This window comes from Corynebacterium sp. 239_CJEI, from assembly GCF_001055995.1.
Taxonomy (GTDB): domain Bacteria; phylum Actinomycetota; class Actinomycetes; order Mycobacteriales; family Mycobacteriaceae; genus Corynebacterium; species Corynebacterium jeikeium_D.
Map to the genome: position 1 here is coordinate 18,675 of NZ_JVOW01000026.1, position 16,600 is coordinate 35,274.

At 55.9% G+C, this 16,600-nt stretch carries 10 protein-coding genes; 4 read left to right on the top strand and 6 right to left on the bottom strand.

Annotated elements, in window-relative coordinates; all coding sequences use genetic code 11:
* Nucleotides 1-40: 40 nt before the first annotated feature.
* Together ADB08_RS06850 and ADB08_RS06855 are read right to left on the bottom strand one after the other, a co-directional pair.
* Nucleotides 41-2,929: a DUF3427 domain-containing protein gene (locus ADB08_RS06850; RefSeq protein ID WP_049172005.1), complete on the bottom strand. Its 2,889-nt coding sequence runs from the start codon at nt 2,927-2,929 to the stop codon at nt 41-43.
* Between the two features lie 41 nt (nt 2,930-2,970).
* A complete protein-coding gene (locus tag ADB08_RS06855; RefSeq protein ID WP_049172128.1) occupies nt 2,971-3,363 on the bottom strand; it encodes a (deoxy)nucleoside triphosphate pyrophosphohydrolase in 393 nt (130 codons plus the stop codon).
* 120 nt (nt 3,364-3,483) lie between these two features.
* On the opposite strand from ADB08_RS06855, the gene ADB08_RS06860 reads away from it, so the two are divergent.
* Entirely contained in the window at nt 3,484-4,866 is a 1,383-nt protein-coding gene (locus ADB08_RS06860; protein ID WP_049172006.1) for an MFS transporter, read from the top strand.
* On the opposite strand, the gene ADB08_RS06865 is transcribed toward ADB08_RS06860, so the two are convergent.
* A complete protein-coding gene (locus ADB08_RS06865; RefSeq protein WP_049172008.1) occupies nt 4,863-5,795 on the bottom strand; it encodes a bile acid:sodium symporter family protein in 933 nt (310 codons plus the stop codon). The genes ADB08_RS06860 and ADB08_RS06865 overlap by 4 nt on opposite strands.
* Nucleotides 5,796-6,508: 713 nt before the next feature.
* Here ADB08_RS06865 and ADB08_RS06870 point away from each other — a divergent pair.
* Entirely contained in the window at nt 6,509-8,674 is a 2,166-nt protein-coding gene (locus ADB08_RS06870; RefSeq protein ID WP_049172010.1) for a DEAD/DEAH box helicase, read from the top strand.
* A gap of 176 nt (nt 8,675-8,850) precedes the next feature.
* On the opposite strand, the gene ADB08_RS06875 is transcribed toward ADB08_RS06870, so the two are convergent.
* From ADB08_RS06875 to putP, 3 genes are all read right to left on the bottom strand, one after another.
* Nucleotides 8,851-9,351 carry a hypothetical protein gene (locus tag ADB08_RS06875; protein WP_049172012.1) on the bottom strand — a complete coding sequence of 167 codons (501 nt, stop codon included), beginning with the start codon at nt 9,349-9,351 and terminating at the stop codon, nt 8,851-8,853.
* 108 nt (nt 9,352-9,459) lie between these two features.
* Entirely contained in the window at nt 9,460-10,101 is a 642-nt protein-coding gene (locus tag ADB08_RS06880; protein ID WP_049172013.1) for an HNH endonuclease family protein, read from the bottom strand.
* A 97-nt stretch (nt 10,102-10,198) separates the two neighbouring features.
* Entirely contained in the window at nt 10,199-11,722 is a 1,524-nt protein-coding gene (gene putP / locus ADB08_RS06885) for a sodium/proline symporter PutP (RefSeq protein WP_053087320.1), read from the bottom strand.
* 578 nt (nt 11,723-12,300) lie between these two features.
* On the opposite strand from putP, the gene ADB08_RS06890 reads away from it, so the two are divergent.
* Nucleotides 12,301-15,540, top strand: a complete 3,240-nt coding sequence (locus ADB08_RS06890; protein WP_049172017.1) for a DEAD/DEAH box helicase — start codon at nt 12,301-12,303, stop codon at nt 15,538-15,540.
* Entirely contained in the window at nt 15,540-16,598 is a 1,059-nt protein-coding gene (locus ADB08_RS06895; RefSeq protein WP_049172019.1) for a hypothetical protein, read from the top strand. The genes ADB08_RS06890 and ADB08_RS06895 overlap by 1 nt, the downstream gene beginning before the upstream one ends.
* Nucleotides 16,599-16,600 lie beyond the last annotated feature (2 nt).

Here is a 16,600-nt window from a genome sequence, read left to right on the forward strand (position 1 = left end):
CCTATTCCGCCACAGTGGCGGGGTAGGGGGTTTGCTTTCGTTAGTCAATCGGCTTTGCGTGAAGGTACTCGAAGAATGTGTCGGGAACGGGATGTTCAAGGTGAAGCTTCATTGTGACAACATTCGAGTCTTTTCCCTTAACCCCCTTCATTTTTGCTTGCTGGGGATCACTTGGAGTGGCTTCGCCAAGGTAGGTGAATCCTTCATCTGGTAAATCATCCCTGCGTACAAACAAATGGATAGGGAATTTATGTTGGATGATGCTCTGGACTTCCTGACTCTTTAGCGTCCTATTCGAACGTGTAAACCAACGCATCGTCGAATGGTCAATGAATTCATCCTCGTATGCGATGCGAGGAGCAAGCCCTTTGTGCTTTCGGTAGTTTACAAAGATTGGAATCGTCTGCGAGTGGGAATCGATTTTGTAGCCGTTAAGCGTTCCTGACTGATCGGATTCGAGTCGTAACAGGCGGGAAACGTCCTTCCTCGAGTAGCGGTGATTGCGACGAAGCGCGCCTGCGAAATAACCATTTTCTCGGGATCGGAAAAGAGCAGTTTGAATAATGTCGTCGACATGCTCTCGAAAACTGTTTGGATATGACGTGTCCCACTGGTTGTACAAAGCCAAGAATTCATCAGTCAGTCTGTACCGCGAAGTTTCGTCATCATAATGGACCAAACTGATTTCCTCGTAAGCCCGCTTCGGATAAAACTCGAGGTTGAGCACTCGTTCGACAACAGAGAGATCCTGGTCGCTATTGGAAACACTCTTAGTGCCGAGAAGATCTGAAAACTCTCCACGCGTAAGCGAACCATGTTTAATAAGCTGCTCAAGTAGAAGCAGCTCTTGCGGTTGCTTCCCAGGTAATAGCTCGCGGGACAAAAACTTCAAGTATTCACTTTGCCTTTGCGTCGGCTCTGTTTCGGCTTTTCCCACTCGGTGAAGGAGCTCCCAATAATTCTTGGTGCGTCTGGTCGAGATCACTACGGGATCAACGAGGTCGAACCGTGCAAAATCCATTAGTCGCGGAACTCGGTTAAGGCGGTACTGAAGTAGTTGAATATCCTTCTTAAATTCAGCAATCGTGTCTAGCGAGGCAGTATCAATGGCCTTAAGGATCTTTTCTTTAGCGATTTCATCGAAGCTCACAGTCGAGCCTGATGGGATAGGGGATGGGTCAACGACTTTGCCCTTCATGTTCGACTTATTTCTAGAAGAATCGCCGAAAAGAGCCATTGGAATCAGGTAATTGTTCTTGTAATTTCCGATGAAATCAATTACTCGGAGATGATCCTTTTCCGGGGCTTTGCGAAGGCCTCGCCCCAGCTGTTGCGTAAAGATGATGCTTGACTGCGTGGCTCGCAGCATTACTACTTGGTTGACTGCTGGAATATCAATGCCCTCATTGAAAATGTCAACAGTAATGATGTAGTCAAGTTCGCCTGCAGATAACTCCGCGACGACAGCATTTCGCGTTGAAATTGAGTCCTCGCCAAGAAGAACTTTCGTTCGCAGCTGCCGCCCAAAAAGCTGCTCTTGGTTGAGTTGCTCGGACAGCGCTTTCGCTTCGTCTTTCCGACTGCAAAATATGAGTCCCTTAACTCCTTCAGGAAACCCATAGACACGGAGCTTCTCCAAGAGATAGTCGATACGATCTTTAGCGACCAAGGCCTCAATGGAGGCGGTTTTGTCACCGATAGCCCGCTCTCCATCATCAAAATCGGTGACACCGAAATAATGGAATGGTGCAAGCATGTCGGCTTCAAGGGCGGCTTTCAGCCGGATTTCGTAAGGAACGTTGAAATCAAAGAGCCGAAAGATGTCTCCTGAATCTGGACGCTCGGGTGTCGCTGTTAGGCCGAGAACAAACTCACTGTTGAAGTATTCAAAGACTGGCTTGTAGGAATTAGCAACGCCACGATGAACCTCATCGATAATGATGAAGTCAAAGGCATCAGGAGAAAAGGTCTTGTATGTCGATTGGGAGTACAGGGATTGCACTGAGGCAAAAAGGTATCGTGCATCAGTTTCTTTTTTCCCACCAACTAAAAGGCCAAAGTCTGTGTCTGTAAGATCAGTGCCGGAGTAGGCAAGTACTTTCTGGAACTCCTTCATTGTCTTTTCCAGAATTTGTTCCCGGTGGGCAACGAACAAGACGCGCTTGGCCTGTGCTTCTTTAACTGCTAGTGCAGCAAGGATCGTTTTCCCCGTGCCGGTAGCGGAAATTATGAGGCCTTTCCGCTCGCCTGACTGCCTCAAGTCAGCGATATTCGACAGCGCCACTTGCTGCATTTGATTAGCGATAATTGGGCCGTCAGGCAACAATTTGGTGCTCGAGTTTTTCCAACGTGGAGGGATGCGGCGCTGTTCGTACTCATTGACCCATTGGTGAGTTAATGGAATGCAGCGCTTACGTTGCATATCAATGGCCGTCTCAATTTGGAACGTGATATCGCCATTTTGGTGACTCGAAAAGTGTAGATTCCATTCTTCGTTTTGTTGCAGCGCCTTTTTCGTTAGGTTCGCACTCCCAACGATGGCTGAGAGCCCGATGTCGTTGTAAAAGAGGTATCCCTTAGGGTGAAATCCGCGGTGATGATCATCGGGGTAAATATAAACATTGAGTCCCTTAATCTGAAGGAGTTCCCTGAACATCGATGGTGTATTGAAGTCAAGGTAGGTCGAAGTAATGATCGTCTTTGGGCCAGAAAACTCAAGGAGTTCATTCTTCAACATGGCCAAGGCTTCTGCGGAAATGAAAGCAACCGAAAAAACAAAGCCTGTTGCAGTGCCAAGCTCCTCGCGGAGCGCATTGTACATAGTGGCGGACTCATCATTTCGGATGAGCCGAGGATTGTATTTTTTGTCGGCAACGAATTTTTTATCGATGAAGCCGTAGCGTAGGTCTCCGACCAGGGAATTCATCATTGTTTTAGCATACTAAATGCACCCTGCGTCGCTTGTATTGATTACTGTTCGTTTACAAGAATGTCGACTGTAGGGATGTCCGCTGGCGCCCAATCAACGGAATAAAGCTCGGCCGGTTCTAACCAACGATATTCAGTGTGCTCCGTTAGCTTGATTTTGGGAGAAGAAACGGAACAAAAGTATGTCGCAAGTGAGATAACGGCGAAGTCATACTCATGGTCGACAGTGAGAATGTGGTTCCCAATCTCAGCGTCAAGTTTTAGCTCTTCTCTTAGTTCACGGGCTAGAGCCTCACGAGGGGACTCGCCTTCTTCGATCTTTCCACCGGGAAATTCCCAATAGTTTTCCATCGAGCGACCTGGGCCGCGTTGGGCGGCGAAGATTTTTCCTTCGTAGGTAAGAACGGCACCTACAACTTCGATTCGTTTTTTCATCTCAACTCCGCGTTCTGTCATTGCGCCTCATTCTAGTAATCGTCACTGTTTGCAGATCGGGCTATGGTGAACTCTTGGGCTTCTTATTTTCGCTTTTGCACAGTAGAAAGGACCGTTACCTTGTCAGCTTCCCGTTCGCGCGACCTGCTTCGTCGTAAAGCAAAGTGCGAATCTCAGCCGGATATCGCATCGGAGGTGGGAAGCAAACCACAAGGTCTGGATCCTCGGCAGGGTGAATTAGACGGGACTAAACAGCCGATTCCGCGAGAGATTTGGATTCTGGTCAGCGCTGCGTTCATCATTGCGCTGGGCTTCGGTCTGATTGCACCGATCTTGCCGCAGTACGCGCGCAGCTTCGATGTGGGGGTGTTCGCGGCCAGCTTCGTGGTCAGTTCGTTCTCCATTTTCCGGCTAATCTTCGCGCCGGCATCGGGCTCACTGGTAGAGAAGCTCGGATATCGACGCACGTACCTAACCGGCATCAGTATCGTCGCGTTCTCGACTTTGCTTGTTGGTGTTGCGCAGACATATTGGCAACTGCTGGCGTTTCGTGCGCTCGGAGGCATCGGTTCGACGATGTTTACGGTCTCGGCAATGGGGCTGATTGTGCGGATTTCACCGCCGGAGATCCGCGGTAAGAGCTCGGCTGCCTACGGCACAGCCTTCCTGTTGGGCAATGTCTTTGGACCAATTATTGGTGCTGCGATGGGCGCATGGGGCATGAGGGTGCCGTTTTTCATTTACGGTGGCGCGCTGATTGTGGCAACGATTGTGGTCGGTATGTCGCTGAGTGCGGAGCATCTTCGCCACGTAGTGCCCAAGCGCACGACCCCGGTGCTGAAGTTCTCCGAGGCAATCCGTGACTCGGCATATCGAAGCGCACTAGTCGGAGCCTTCGCCAACGGTTGGTCGAACTTCGGCGTGCGCGTCGCGATTGTCCCGTTGTTCGCCGCGGCAACGTTTTCCCATGTCGGCGCACCAGAACCGGGCAGCGATGGGGCAGTAGCCGCCACTGCCACAGCTGGTTTTGCGCTGACGGCCTTCGCACTCGGCAATGTTACGGCACTGCAGTTTTCCGGCCGTCTCTCCGACCGCATTGGCCGTCGCCCACTGCTCATCACAGGGCTGTTTATCAACGGCGTATTCACTGGCGCTATCGGATTTAGCAGCGGCGCCATTCCGCTACTGATTCTCTCCGTCCTCGCGGGTTTCGGCGCTGGCATGATCAATCCATCGCAGCAGGCTGTGCTTGCCGACGTCATCGGCGCCAACCGCCAAGGTGGAAAGGTGCTCGCCAATTTCCAGATGGCTCAGGACTTCGGAGCGATTTCCGGCCCGCTGATTGTCGGCGCAATCGTGGATGCCGCAGGGTTCAAGGCCGGTTTCTTTGTTTGCGGTGTCATTTCGCTGGTCGCAATGGTGGGCTGGATCTTCGGGCGCGAGACTCTACCAGCCCACTCGTCGAACAGCGGAGCCAAAGAAGCCGAAGCGAAAACAGCTTAAGCAGAGGCGGATTTGCTAGTTTCCTTGCCTTCATCGAGCTTTCGGCAAATAGCCACGTAGATAGCGCCAGTAATGTTATGCACCACAGCGGCCACCGCGCCGGGAAGCGCTGCCTCCGGGGTAAAGAACTTCGCTGCCATACCGGAGGACAGGCCAGCGGACTGTGTGCCGACCTCCACGGCCACCGTGCGCTTGCCCGCAGTCGGCATCCCCACCAGCTGGCCTGCAAAGAAGCCGAGCACGTAGCCCAGGACGTTGTGGATGATCACAGCCACAAACACAATCAGGCCAATGTTCGCCAGGCTCTCAGCGTTCTTGGCCACGGCACCGAAGACCACGCCACCGATACCGAGAATGGAAATCCACGGCAGAATCGGCAGGATCTTATTAATAAACGAGTCGGCCACAAAGCGGATAATCAGACCGCCAATCACTGGCAGGAGGACTGTCTGACAGAGGCTCCAGGCCATCCCGAGGCCGTCGACCTCCGTGTGCGCGTCGGCAAGCACGAGCATAAGAAACGGCGTCATAATCGGCGAGACCAGCGTCGACACACTGGTCATGGCGACGGACAGTGCGACGTCACCGCGTGCCAGGTAAGCGATGACGTTCGACGAGGTGCCGCCGGGGACGGATCCCAGCATCAGCAGGCCGACGGCGAGTGCCGGGTTGAGGCCGAGGGCTTTCGCCACGGCAATCGCTAGCAGCGGCATGATGACAAACTGAGCAATGACGCCGAAGAGAATCGCCAACGGGCGCTTAGCGACCTGCTTAAAGTCCGGGATGGTCAGGGTGAGGCCCATCGCGAACATGATGATCATCAGGAAGTACGTGATGTAACCCGTCAGCGGAGTAAACGGGGCGGGGAAGAAGAATGCCAGCGCCGAACCCGCCAAAATAAAGCCCGGAAACCCGAGAACTTCAATCATTGCCGAGAGCTTCGACGGTGCCTTATTTTCCTGCCTGCCATTCCCAGAAATCTCCTCGGGAGAATGTGGTTTTAGCGGGGACTGCCGGGGCGAAGACGGCTGCGTTTCTGGTGCGTTGTTATAGCTGGACATTCTCTAGCGACCTTGGGCTTATGCGTTGCGAAATTGCAAAAATCCGCCGAACGGTGGGTGTTCCACGGCGGAAAATAGCTGATATGTGTACAAACTTGTAGGGAAAATGTTAGCCACCTCACCCCAGGAAATTACAAAATAGGCACCCCGAAGTGGGTGCAATGCGCTCGCTTAACGACGGCCCCAGCGCCGGGGCCTCATCCAAGAAATCGACCGCCTAGTGTTGTGACCTTGCGGACAGGAAATGGTTTTTTGACCGACGGTGGCGTAGTCTGGGCAGTCGGTGTGAAATCCTGACGACAATGTCGCAGAGAATCTGGCAGCGGTATAAATTCGCTGGTGAAACGCTTGAAAGTGCATAGTGCATGATGGGCGCCCCTCCTCGGAAGTAAAAGCTGAATTGGGTTTGGGCGCAATTTTTCGAAGTATGTGCAAGAGAAGCGATGTCATCGCAATTCCGACGTGAGAGCACTGAAAAACAAGAACGTAAATTGGGCGGGTCATGTATGTGCGACCCAACTGTGAGTAATCAACTGTTGAATATTGAGTGTGCGGGCGAAAAGGCCCAGGAAGAGCCCCAAATGGCTAATAATGAAATGAATGGCAGCGTCGAGGAAAACCGCGAGGATCAGCGCGAAAACCGCGAGGACGCAATTGTGAAGGCCGAGGATGTAGTGGCCGAGGAAGCACCGGTGGTCGAAGAGAAGGCCGCTGAGGAAAAGACCGAAAAGGCCGAGGTCAAGGAAAAGGCTGAGAAGAAGGCCGAAAAGAACAAAGACGACAACGACGACACCGTCGGCTTCGATGAGCTTGAGCTGCCGGATGACATTGTCAATGCAGTTCGCAAGGTTGGGTTTGAGACTCCGTCCCCAATTCAGGCTGCTACTATCCCGACTCTGATGAGCGGCCGCGACGTCGTCGGCCTGGCTCAGACTGGTACCGGTAAGACCGCGGCGTTTGCGCTGCCGATTCTGGCTCGCATTGATCGCTCCGTCCGCGCACCTCAGGCTCTGGTGCTTGCTCCGACCCGTGAGCTGGCGCTGCAGGTTGCGGACTCCTTCCAGTCGTTTGCTGATCACCTGGGCAAGATTCAGGTCCTGCCAATCTACGGTGGTCAGTCCTATGGAGTGCAGCTGTCGGGTCTGCGCCGAGGTGCGCAGATTATCGTCGGCACGCCTGGTCGTGTCATCGACCACCTGGAGAAGGGCTCGCTGGACATTTCCGACCTGCGTTTCCTGGTGCTGGACGAGGCCGATGAGATGCTGCAGATGGGCTTCCAGGAGGATGTCGAGCGCATTCTTGCCGACACCCCGGATGACAAGCAGGTCGCGCTGTTCTCGGCTACCATGCCGGCTGCGATTCGTCGCCTGTCCAAGCAGTACCTGACGGAGCCGGAAGAGATTACCGTCAAGTCCCAGACTCGCACTGCGGACAACATTCGCCAGCGCTTCCTGATGGTCAGCCACCGCAACAAGCTGGACGCGCTGACCCGCATCCTCGAAGTCGAGGAATTCGAAGCGATGATCATGTTCGTGCGCACCAAGCACGAGACCGAGGAGCTCGCCGAGAAGCTGCGTGCCCGCGGATTCTCCGCTGCTGCCATCAACGGCGACATCCCGCAGACTCTCCGTGAGCGCACGATTGATCAGCTCAAGGACGGCCGCCTGGACATCCTGGTGGCAACCGATGTGGCTGCTCGTGGCCTGGACGTTGACCGCATTTCCCACGTGGTCAACTACGACATTCCGCACGACACCGAGTCCTACGTCCACCGCATCGGTCGTACCGGCCGCGCTGGCCGCTCCGGCGAGGCGCTGCTCTTTGTCACCCCGCGTGAGGGACGCCTGCTGCGCTCGATTGAGCGTGCAACCAAGTCGCAGCTGCACGAGATGAAGCTGCCGACCGTCGATGAGGTCAACGACTCTCGCAAGCAGAAGTTCGCTGATGACTTGACCGAGGCGCTTGCTGATTCGCAGGTTCCGGTCTTCCGTGAGCTCATCGAGGAGTACGCAGAAGAGCACGACACCCCACTGGTTGATATCGCCGCCGCTATCGCTGCGCAGGCACAGTCGGGCGACTTCCTAATGAAGGAACCGCCGCGTGGCCGTCGTAACGACCGTGACCGTGATCGTTTCGACCGCGACCGCAACCGTGGCCGCGATGGTCGCTCCCGCGGTGAGCGCGGTCAGGGCAAGCGCGCTGACCTGGTCGAATTCGACCGCGAGGGCACCGCAACCTACCGCATCAGCGTCGGTCGTCGCCAGCACGTCCGCCCGGGTGCCATCGTCGGCGCCATCGCCAACGAGGGTGGCCTGTCCTCCAAGGACTTCGGACACATCGACATCCGTGGCGACCACACACTGGTCGAACTGCCGGCCAACCTGCCGCAAGAAGTCATCAACAACCTCTCCGATACTCGCATCTCCGGCCAGCTCATTGGGCTGAAGCTTGACGACGGCACCTCGGTCGACGACAGCGATGACTACCGCGGTGGCCGTGGTGGCTACCGTGGCGATCGTCGTGATGGCGGCCGCGGTCGCGGAGGATACCGTGGTGGTCGCGGTCGCGATGACCGTCGTGGTGGTGGCCGTGGCCGTGGTGGCTACCGTGGAAACTTCGATGACGGTGACGATTTCGGTGGCCGTGGTCGCGGTCGCGATGACCGTCGTGGTGGCGGTCGCGGTCGCGGTGGCTACCGTGGTGGCCGTGATGACCGTCGCGGTGGTTACCGAGGCGGACGCCGCTAAACCTGCTAGGTGAGGTGAGCTGGGGGGGGGGAGCGTCGTCAGGCGACAACCGACGACCGCCCTTGGCGCTGACCTAGAAAATAAAAAACTGCCGGTGCGCATGTACTTCCAAGCCCTAAAAGTCGGGCCGAAACGTACAGGCGCACCGGCAGTTTTATTGTGTCTGAGCGTGAGCTCTAGATGAAGAACATCAGGATGCCGGCGACAACCCACAGCAGGGAGAAGATGCCGGAGAACATAGCCAGCTGGCCCTTCTGCTTGTCCCAGTCGAGCTCTTCAGCCTTCTTGCGACGCTCGATGAACTCCGGATCGTCAGCATCCTCGTCTTCGTCAGCGATGCCGAGGCCGGCCATCATCAGACGCTGACGCGGAATGACCAGGAAGAACAACAGTGCCCAGGCGATGATAGCCAGCAGAATTGCGGCGTGCATTGCCCCGGACTTCATGTAGGTCGACACATCGGTGAACATGACACCGAAGCCGAGCAGCGGCACGAGCAGCGACCACATGCCGTAGGTGCGCGAAATGGCGTGCATGGTGCGCGCGGCGCCGACCGTTCCAGCCTCTCCGCCGCGGGCTGCAAGCGCGAGCTTCGGGAACATCGAAATTGCGACAGTCACCGGTCCAAGCAGCAGAATTGCCGCCAGGACGTGAACCATAAGAACTACGTTTTGCACGTATTACCTTTCCACGACTGAATGTAGGCCTCGCGTTCAAGCGAGGAGTGGCCTGGATATTTCTTTATTAAGACCAGTCCTTAACTTAACGTGCTCGCACTATTTTCTCTATTTCGTGCCTTTCCTCGCGCGGATTCCACACGCAGTGGCCATCGCCTTCCAGTCTGCCGACGATACGGGCAGGTCCCATTTAATGGCCACCGCTAAGTAACGATGCGAGTAGTCACACGCCTTCGCATCCTCGGGAAGCCATTCCGCCGGGCTGGCATCTCCTTTATCCCGGTTGACCGCGCTTCGCGTGGGCACGAGGTTGGTCTCGATATCGTTGGCAAATTGCCGACGCCTCTCGGGATCCCAGGCGTAGGCTCCGAAATCCCACGCCGCTGCCAACGGATAAATGTGGTCGATATCGACCTCATGCGCACCAACCGGGTCACCCGTGTAAGGGTCAGGGATTTCGCGCGGGGAGCCGTCGTCAAGCGAACACGCAGAGCCCCCGAACCACGCCGCCAACACTTTATGGCGTGTATTGCAATCGGCAGAACCTGCCCAGACGTCGAAGCGCTCGCGCTTGTATCCGGTGACGGTGGGGCGGTCGGCGACGACGCGTACGGTGCGCAGTTGCTTGACGACGGCTTCCGTCTCCGAGCCCGCGGGGGAGGAGGTGACGAGAACTCGCGTAAGCGCAAAGGATGAGACAAAGGCGGCAGTCAGGGAGGCGGCCAGGATGGCAAATAAAAAAGGGCGCATACCTAGTTGGGCGCGAAAAATACTTTTTCGGTTCCCTTGTAGGTATGCGCCGGGGCTAGCCTGCGGGGCTAGCGGAGGCCAAGCCTAGATCAAAGCGTTAGACCAGAGCCTGCTTTGCTGCGTGGTCGAACTCTTCCTTGATCTTCTCGTTCGGCTCCTTGGTAAGCAGCGTGACAATAATCATCACGACAGTTGCAGCGGCGAAGCCCGGGACGATCTCGTAGAGAGTGTCGCTGAGCGAGCTCATGCCCCATGCGAAGGAGACAACCGCACCGGTGATCATGCCGGCAGCAGCACCAGGGGTGTTCAGGCGCGACCAGTAGAGGGCGGCCAGCAGAATCGGGCCGAATGCCGAGCCGAAGCCAGCCCACGCGAAGCCAACCAGATCCAGAATGGAGCTGTTCGGGTTAGCAGCGATGATTGCGGCGATGATGGCAATCAGCGCGACGGCGACGCGGGAGAGCGTCATGTAGGTCTTCGGACGCAGGGACTTGTTGACCGTTGCCTTGAACAGGTCCTCGATCAGCGCGGAGGAAGACACCAGCAGCTGCGAAGAAATGGTGGACATGATTGCTGCCAGCACTGCAGTCAGAATCAGGCCTGCAATCAGCGGGTGGAACAGGATGCGGGTCATGTCCAGGAAGATGGTTTCGTAGGAAGACGCATCAGTGACCGAAGCATCTGGGTTCGTAGCGAAGAAAACAGTTGCGGTCAGGGCCACGAGGACCGAGCCGAACATGCACAGTGCCTGCCAGCCAACGCCCCAGCGGCGACCCTCAGTTGCGTCCTTTGCACTGCGCAGAGCCATGAAGCGAACGATAATATGCGGCTGGCCAAAGTAGCCCAGACCCCAGCCGAGCAGACCGATAATCGTAATTAGCGGAATACCAGCGAACGGATCGAAGAAGGCCTCAACCGGCTGTCCCTCGCTGCCCGGGTAGGGGTTGTTAGCAGCAAAGCTGAAGATGTCCGAGGCGGAGTTGCCATTGTTGATTAGGTAGATGATGCCGACAGTCGGAACCGCCAGCAGTGCGATGAACATAATGATGCCCTGCACCGTGTCTGTGTAAGACACCGCCAGGAAGCCACCGAACAGGGTGTACGCGACAGTGATAGCCGCTACCAACAGCATGCCGACGAGGTAGTTGCCACCGAACGTCGACTCCCAGTAACGGCCACCTGCCACCATGCCCGAGGAGACGTAGAAGGTGAAGAACAGCAAAATAATCAGGCCTGCGGCAACGCGCAGCACCTTCGACGTATCGTGCAGACGATTCTCCAGGAACGACGGCACGGTAATCGAGTTACGAGCAATCTTGGTGTAGCTACGCAGCCGTGGTGCGGTGAACTTCCAGTTCAGCCATGCGCCTGCGACCAGGCCGATTGCAATCCAGGTCTGGTTCAGACCCGAAAGGTAAATCGCGCCGGGCAGACCCATCAGCAGCCAGCCGGACATGTCCGATGCACCCGCTGACAGTGCCGCGACGAACGGATGTAGGCCGCGGCCGCCAATCATGTATTCGTCATACTCTGCAGTCTTTTTCCATCCGGTCCAACCGATGTAGACCATCAACAGCAGATAAATGACTAGTGCGATGATGAACCATGTGTGTTGGTCCACAGGGCAACTCCTCATTATTTATTAGTCGTACAGTCGGACTCGCGCACTACCTAGCGCACCAAAAAGCATTTTCGGCGCACAACTCAGTTTCGCTTAATCAAGTCTGCTTGACGACGTTCACAGCGCCGCGGCAGCATCGAGCCAAAAAGTGGCCGACGTCCACGGTGGAACCTGCGGTTCGCGATTCAGCACAGCTTCAGCTTCCGGACTATCTTCGACAGTCAGCGGAGCCTACTGGCACATGCGAACCATGGCAGAACTATTGCACGAGTCACACATTTTTAATTCTTGTGGCCTATACGACGTTTTCATGTGATGCGCTGCATTGCAAGATAAGAAGCGTTGAAAAAGCTTTTAAAAATCGGTTAAGTGCGACAAATTACCTGGGAAAAGGGGTATTTGGGTAGAGGAGGAGTAATTTTTGCAAGATACATAATTCGAACATGCGTGCTAATGTTGTGGTGTGGTGGAAAAGCTGATCCGGGGTGCGTGGCAGAATCTTCATTGAACAAATATCTGGTGGCGAAGTCGCCGGGTGATTAGACGGTGATGACTGAGCAAGCAGTGGGGAGGAAGTAATGGACCAAGTTGCTAAGTCAGCGGTGCCGTTGCTGCTGCACGCGGTCTGGAAAGATGATTCGGGTCTTCACCTATGGGTGGAGCGGCCAGAGGGGCACCGGATTATTGCGGACGTGGATTTGCTGGAAGTCCCGGCGCATCAGCGTCGGCTTTTTGCAGTGCTGGACCAGGGGAGTCGAGCGCAACTGACGCTAAAACTGCGCACACCGAAGGGGCGGGCAGTAGAGAAAGCGGTACCCACATGGGTGTTCCCGCCATGGGCTGCGGTGACGGCACTGGTGCAATTGCAGGAGGAAGTTTCCTCGGCGGCGATGGCACCGGATCTTCGGTTCTTTGTGGATGTTGTACAGGGATTGGATGCTTTCGCACGCTCTGGGCGGGCATTGGTGGCGCTGACGTGGGAAGACAATGAGTGGTGGCCGACGTGGCGGATGTCGGAGGGGCTGAGTGAGATTGCTTGGCAGAGTCAGGTCATTTCTCGTACACCACCGGTATTGATTGATAACGGAGGCGCCACGGTGGCTGAGGATTTCATCAATCGGATGTTTCATTGGGTCACCAACGCGCTTCTGGCCGATCTGGATGAACCGGCAGAACAGCGGCAGAGTTTCGTGCGGTCGTTGTTGCAGTCTCAGTCCCTGGGGCGTGCGACGCCGGGGGTGGCGCAGTCACTGGCAAAGTGGAGGCTGTCGGCCGATGGTGAGGATGTTCGTCTGCAGCTAATGGTGCAGGAACCTGTTGGTTTTGAAGGCCAGCTGGAAGACTTGCCGGATGTGGATCTTCCGCAGCTGTTGGAGTTGCGGAATCGAGCGGATGAAGAAGGCGGCTCAGTAACTCGCTTCAATCCTCGTTCAGCTGCGGTGGAACATGAGACTCTATGGCCATTGCGGATGTACTACCGCATCGGCGTCGCAGCTCCGGAGCGCCTGAATCCAGAAATGTGTCGCCGGTCCGTGCTGTCGCTGCTTCGCCCGCAGCTATTGGCGGCACAGGAGGCATTCCCAACGCTCAAATATGCGAAAGCAGCGGGACACCCGGGCTTGGATCTGCTGCTGACCTCAGAGCAGCTGATAGAGCTTATGACTGATGGCATCTCGCAGCTGGCAAAGGTTGATATCGATGTGATGCTGCCGCCGAACTGGAAGTCAGTGGAGACCACCCTGCAGTTGCACACTGAAGTCGTCCAGTTAGATCCGACGGGGCCTGCTGGGCGCCGTTCGGAACCGAAACTCGGATTTGACCAACTGGTTGATTACGAGTGGAAGCTGGCCGTGGGGGATGCCGTACTGACGGAAGCGGAAATGCGTGAGCTCGCTGCATCGAGTACGGGGCTAGTGCATCTGCGAGACCATTGGGTGCACGCGAACCCAGAGGTAGCTAGGGAAGCCCTGAAGTTTTTGGTGGAGCAGACCAAGGCCGGGGAGGAAACCGGTAAGGGGCAAGCCACCCTGAAAGAGCTGGTCTTCGACGGTGGCTTAGAGTCGCAAGCTCCAGCAGCAGTGCCAGTCGCCCCCAGGGACCCCTCTTGGCTCAAGGCGTTGGTGTCGAAGTACTCAGACGGTTCCACGGCCCTCGCAGAGTCGGTCGAGGTGCCACCGAGTTTTGTCGGTGAGCTGCGGGAGTATCAACAGCGCGGTGTGGAGTGGCTGGCGGATATGTCCAACCGCGGCTTTGGTGTCATTCTCGCGGATGACATGGGGCTCGGTAAGACTGTGCAAATTCTGGCGCTGTTGGAGTATGAGCGCTGCCGTCGGAAAGCAGATGCTACGGCTCAAGGGCACAAGACTTCGCTGCTGGTGGTTCCGACAGGTGTGTTGCGCAACTGGGCAGCAGAAGCGGCAAAGTTCACTCCAGAGCTTAAGGTTGGGCTGCTGCATGGTTCAAACCGCCCTCATGGTGGGGAACTACAAGAATTTATCGGAAAACACGATGTTGTTGTGACGACCTATGGTGTTGCTACCCGCGATGTGAACGAACTCGCCCAAGTGCAGTGGGATCATGTGATTGCTGACGAAGCACAGGCAATTAAGAACCCCAACGCACAGGTATCCAGAGCGCTGCGGAGCCTGGGCTCGCGACACAACATCGCCATGACTGGTACTCCGGTGGAAAATGACTTGGGCGAACTGCGCACCATCATGGATTTCTGTAATCCAGGCATGCTGGGCTCGGCGAATGCATTTCGCAACAAGTTTGCGATTCCCATCGAGCGTGATGGGAATGCGGAAATGCTGCTGCAATTACAGTCGATTACAGCACCTTTTATCCTGCGCCGACTCAAGTCGGATCCAGCTATCGCGCCGGACCTGCCCAAGAAGAATGAGCAGGTGGAGATGGTTCCTCTCACGACGGAGCAGGCTTTCTTGTATCAGGAGGCCGTGAAGGATATCGAGGACAAGCTTAAGCGCTCGAAGCGGAATCGTTCTGGCAGCTTCGGGCGAAAGAGCATCATCCTCGGCGGCATCATGAAGTTGAAGCAGATTTGCAACCACCCAGCGCACTACCAGCACGACGGCTCGGGGCTGCTTAATCATGGGCAGCATCGCTCGGGCAAGGTCGCACGGTTGGAAGAGCTCGTCGATGAGATTGTGCAAAACGGTGAACGCGCGCTTGTGTTCACGCAGTTCGTGGAGTTTGGCAAGATGCTTGCCCCTCATTTCAGCAAGCGCTTGGGCGTGGACATTCCGTTTATTCAAGGGGCAATGACTCCGGCACAGCGCGAAAAAGTAGTGGCAGAGTTTAATGCCCCGGACGGTCCGCCAATCATTTTGCTGTCGACTCTCGCGGCAGGTGTCGGCATCAACCTAGTTGCCGCCAACCACGTCATTCACATTGACAGGTGGTGGAATCCAGCGGTTGAAAACCAGGCCACGGACCGTTCCTACCGCATCGGTCAGCGTAAAGACGTCCATGTGCACAAGCTGGTCAGTGTTGGAACGCTTGAAGAACGCATCGACGAGCTGATTTTTGAAAAAGCAGAATTGGCGGATGCAGTTGTGCGCGCTGGTGAAACCAAGCTGACGGAGATGGACTTTCACCGTTTGCGGTCACTGTGGCAATTGGACAAGGACAAGATTCAGTCACTGCGTGAATCGATGGACGCAGCGGAGTCAGAGTCCGGTGGGACGGTGACCGATGGGGTGACCCCGGAGGCCACGGCATTGGATTCCGCAACCTCGGATGACGATTCGATTCCCAACAATGTGACACCGTTTAGAGTCCAGAAGAGGTGGTACTAATGGCCGGTGACGGAGACGTGACATGGGGCGACAATGTCATCTTTGCCGAGTTTGGCAAGGGCCCCTCTGGAAAGCGCGGTCGTAAAAGGACTACGGCGCGAAGCGCACCAGCAACCAGCTCGACGATTGAAAAGCTCCTGGCCACCCAGGACTGGGCTGGTGCATTTACCGGGCAGCAGCGACGTGGAACCTCAGCGCGTGTGGCGGTCGAGCCACGTACTACTTTTGCCCGGTGGGTGTGGGAGTTCATCATCCGTGGTGCCGATTCGGGTCGTATTCACAGAGGCGAGAAGTACAGGTTCGACGGCAATGTGCTCGGGCTTCGAATCGCGGATGGTTACATCATCGGGGAAGTGCAGGGTAGCCAGCCGGAACCATTCTCAGTCTTTATTCGGTTCCCACGGCGGGAGCAGAAACAAACTGACGACGTACTGCGGTGGTTGGTGAACAATCCGTCGGCCTTCACAGAGTTTGAGCACGGCGAGTTGCCGTATGAGCAGATGGAAATGCTGTTGTGCGATGGTGAAGAGCACATTTATAGCGAATGCACCTGCCCGGACCCGGCACCTGTGTGTAAGCACACCGTTGCAGTCGCCGCTCAACTTGTCGCTGATATTGACCGTGATCCGCTGTCGCTAATGCAGCTGCGCGATTATCCGCAGCGCGAATTGCAACGCCGACTTCAGGAACTAACACAGCTGCGAAACCGGACTGCGCCAAAGCGCCTCGGGCTTGGCGGCGCGGTTCGGGAGGATCCCAATAAAATCGCCCAGAAGGCGGATGGCGCTGGTGGAAATGATGGCGGTGACAACGAGCAGAAAAAGGTTGCCGAGCTTTTCGCGGTCGAAGCCGACTACTGGGGCAATGATTTGGAACGAGTCAGTGTTCCTTCGCTCGAGGTTATTGCCCCACTAACAGTTACCGACCGTAGTTTGCTGCATGAAGCATTGCAGCCAACCTGCGTAATTTCGAGAGAGACCATTCGTGCAGTCGCCGATTTGGAAGATTGTTGGCAACATCTGCAGGAATCGCTGAGCCTGGGACAAAAGGAGCGCTAGTC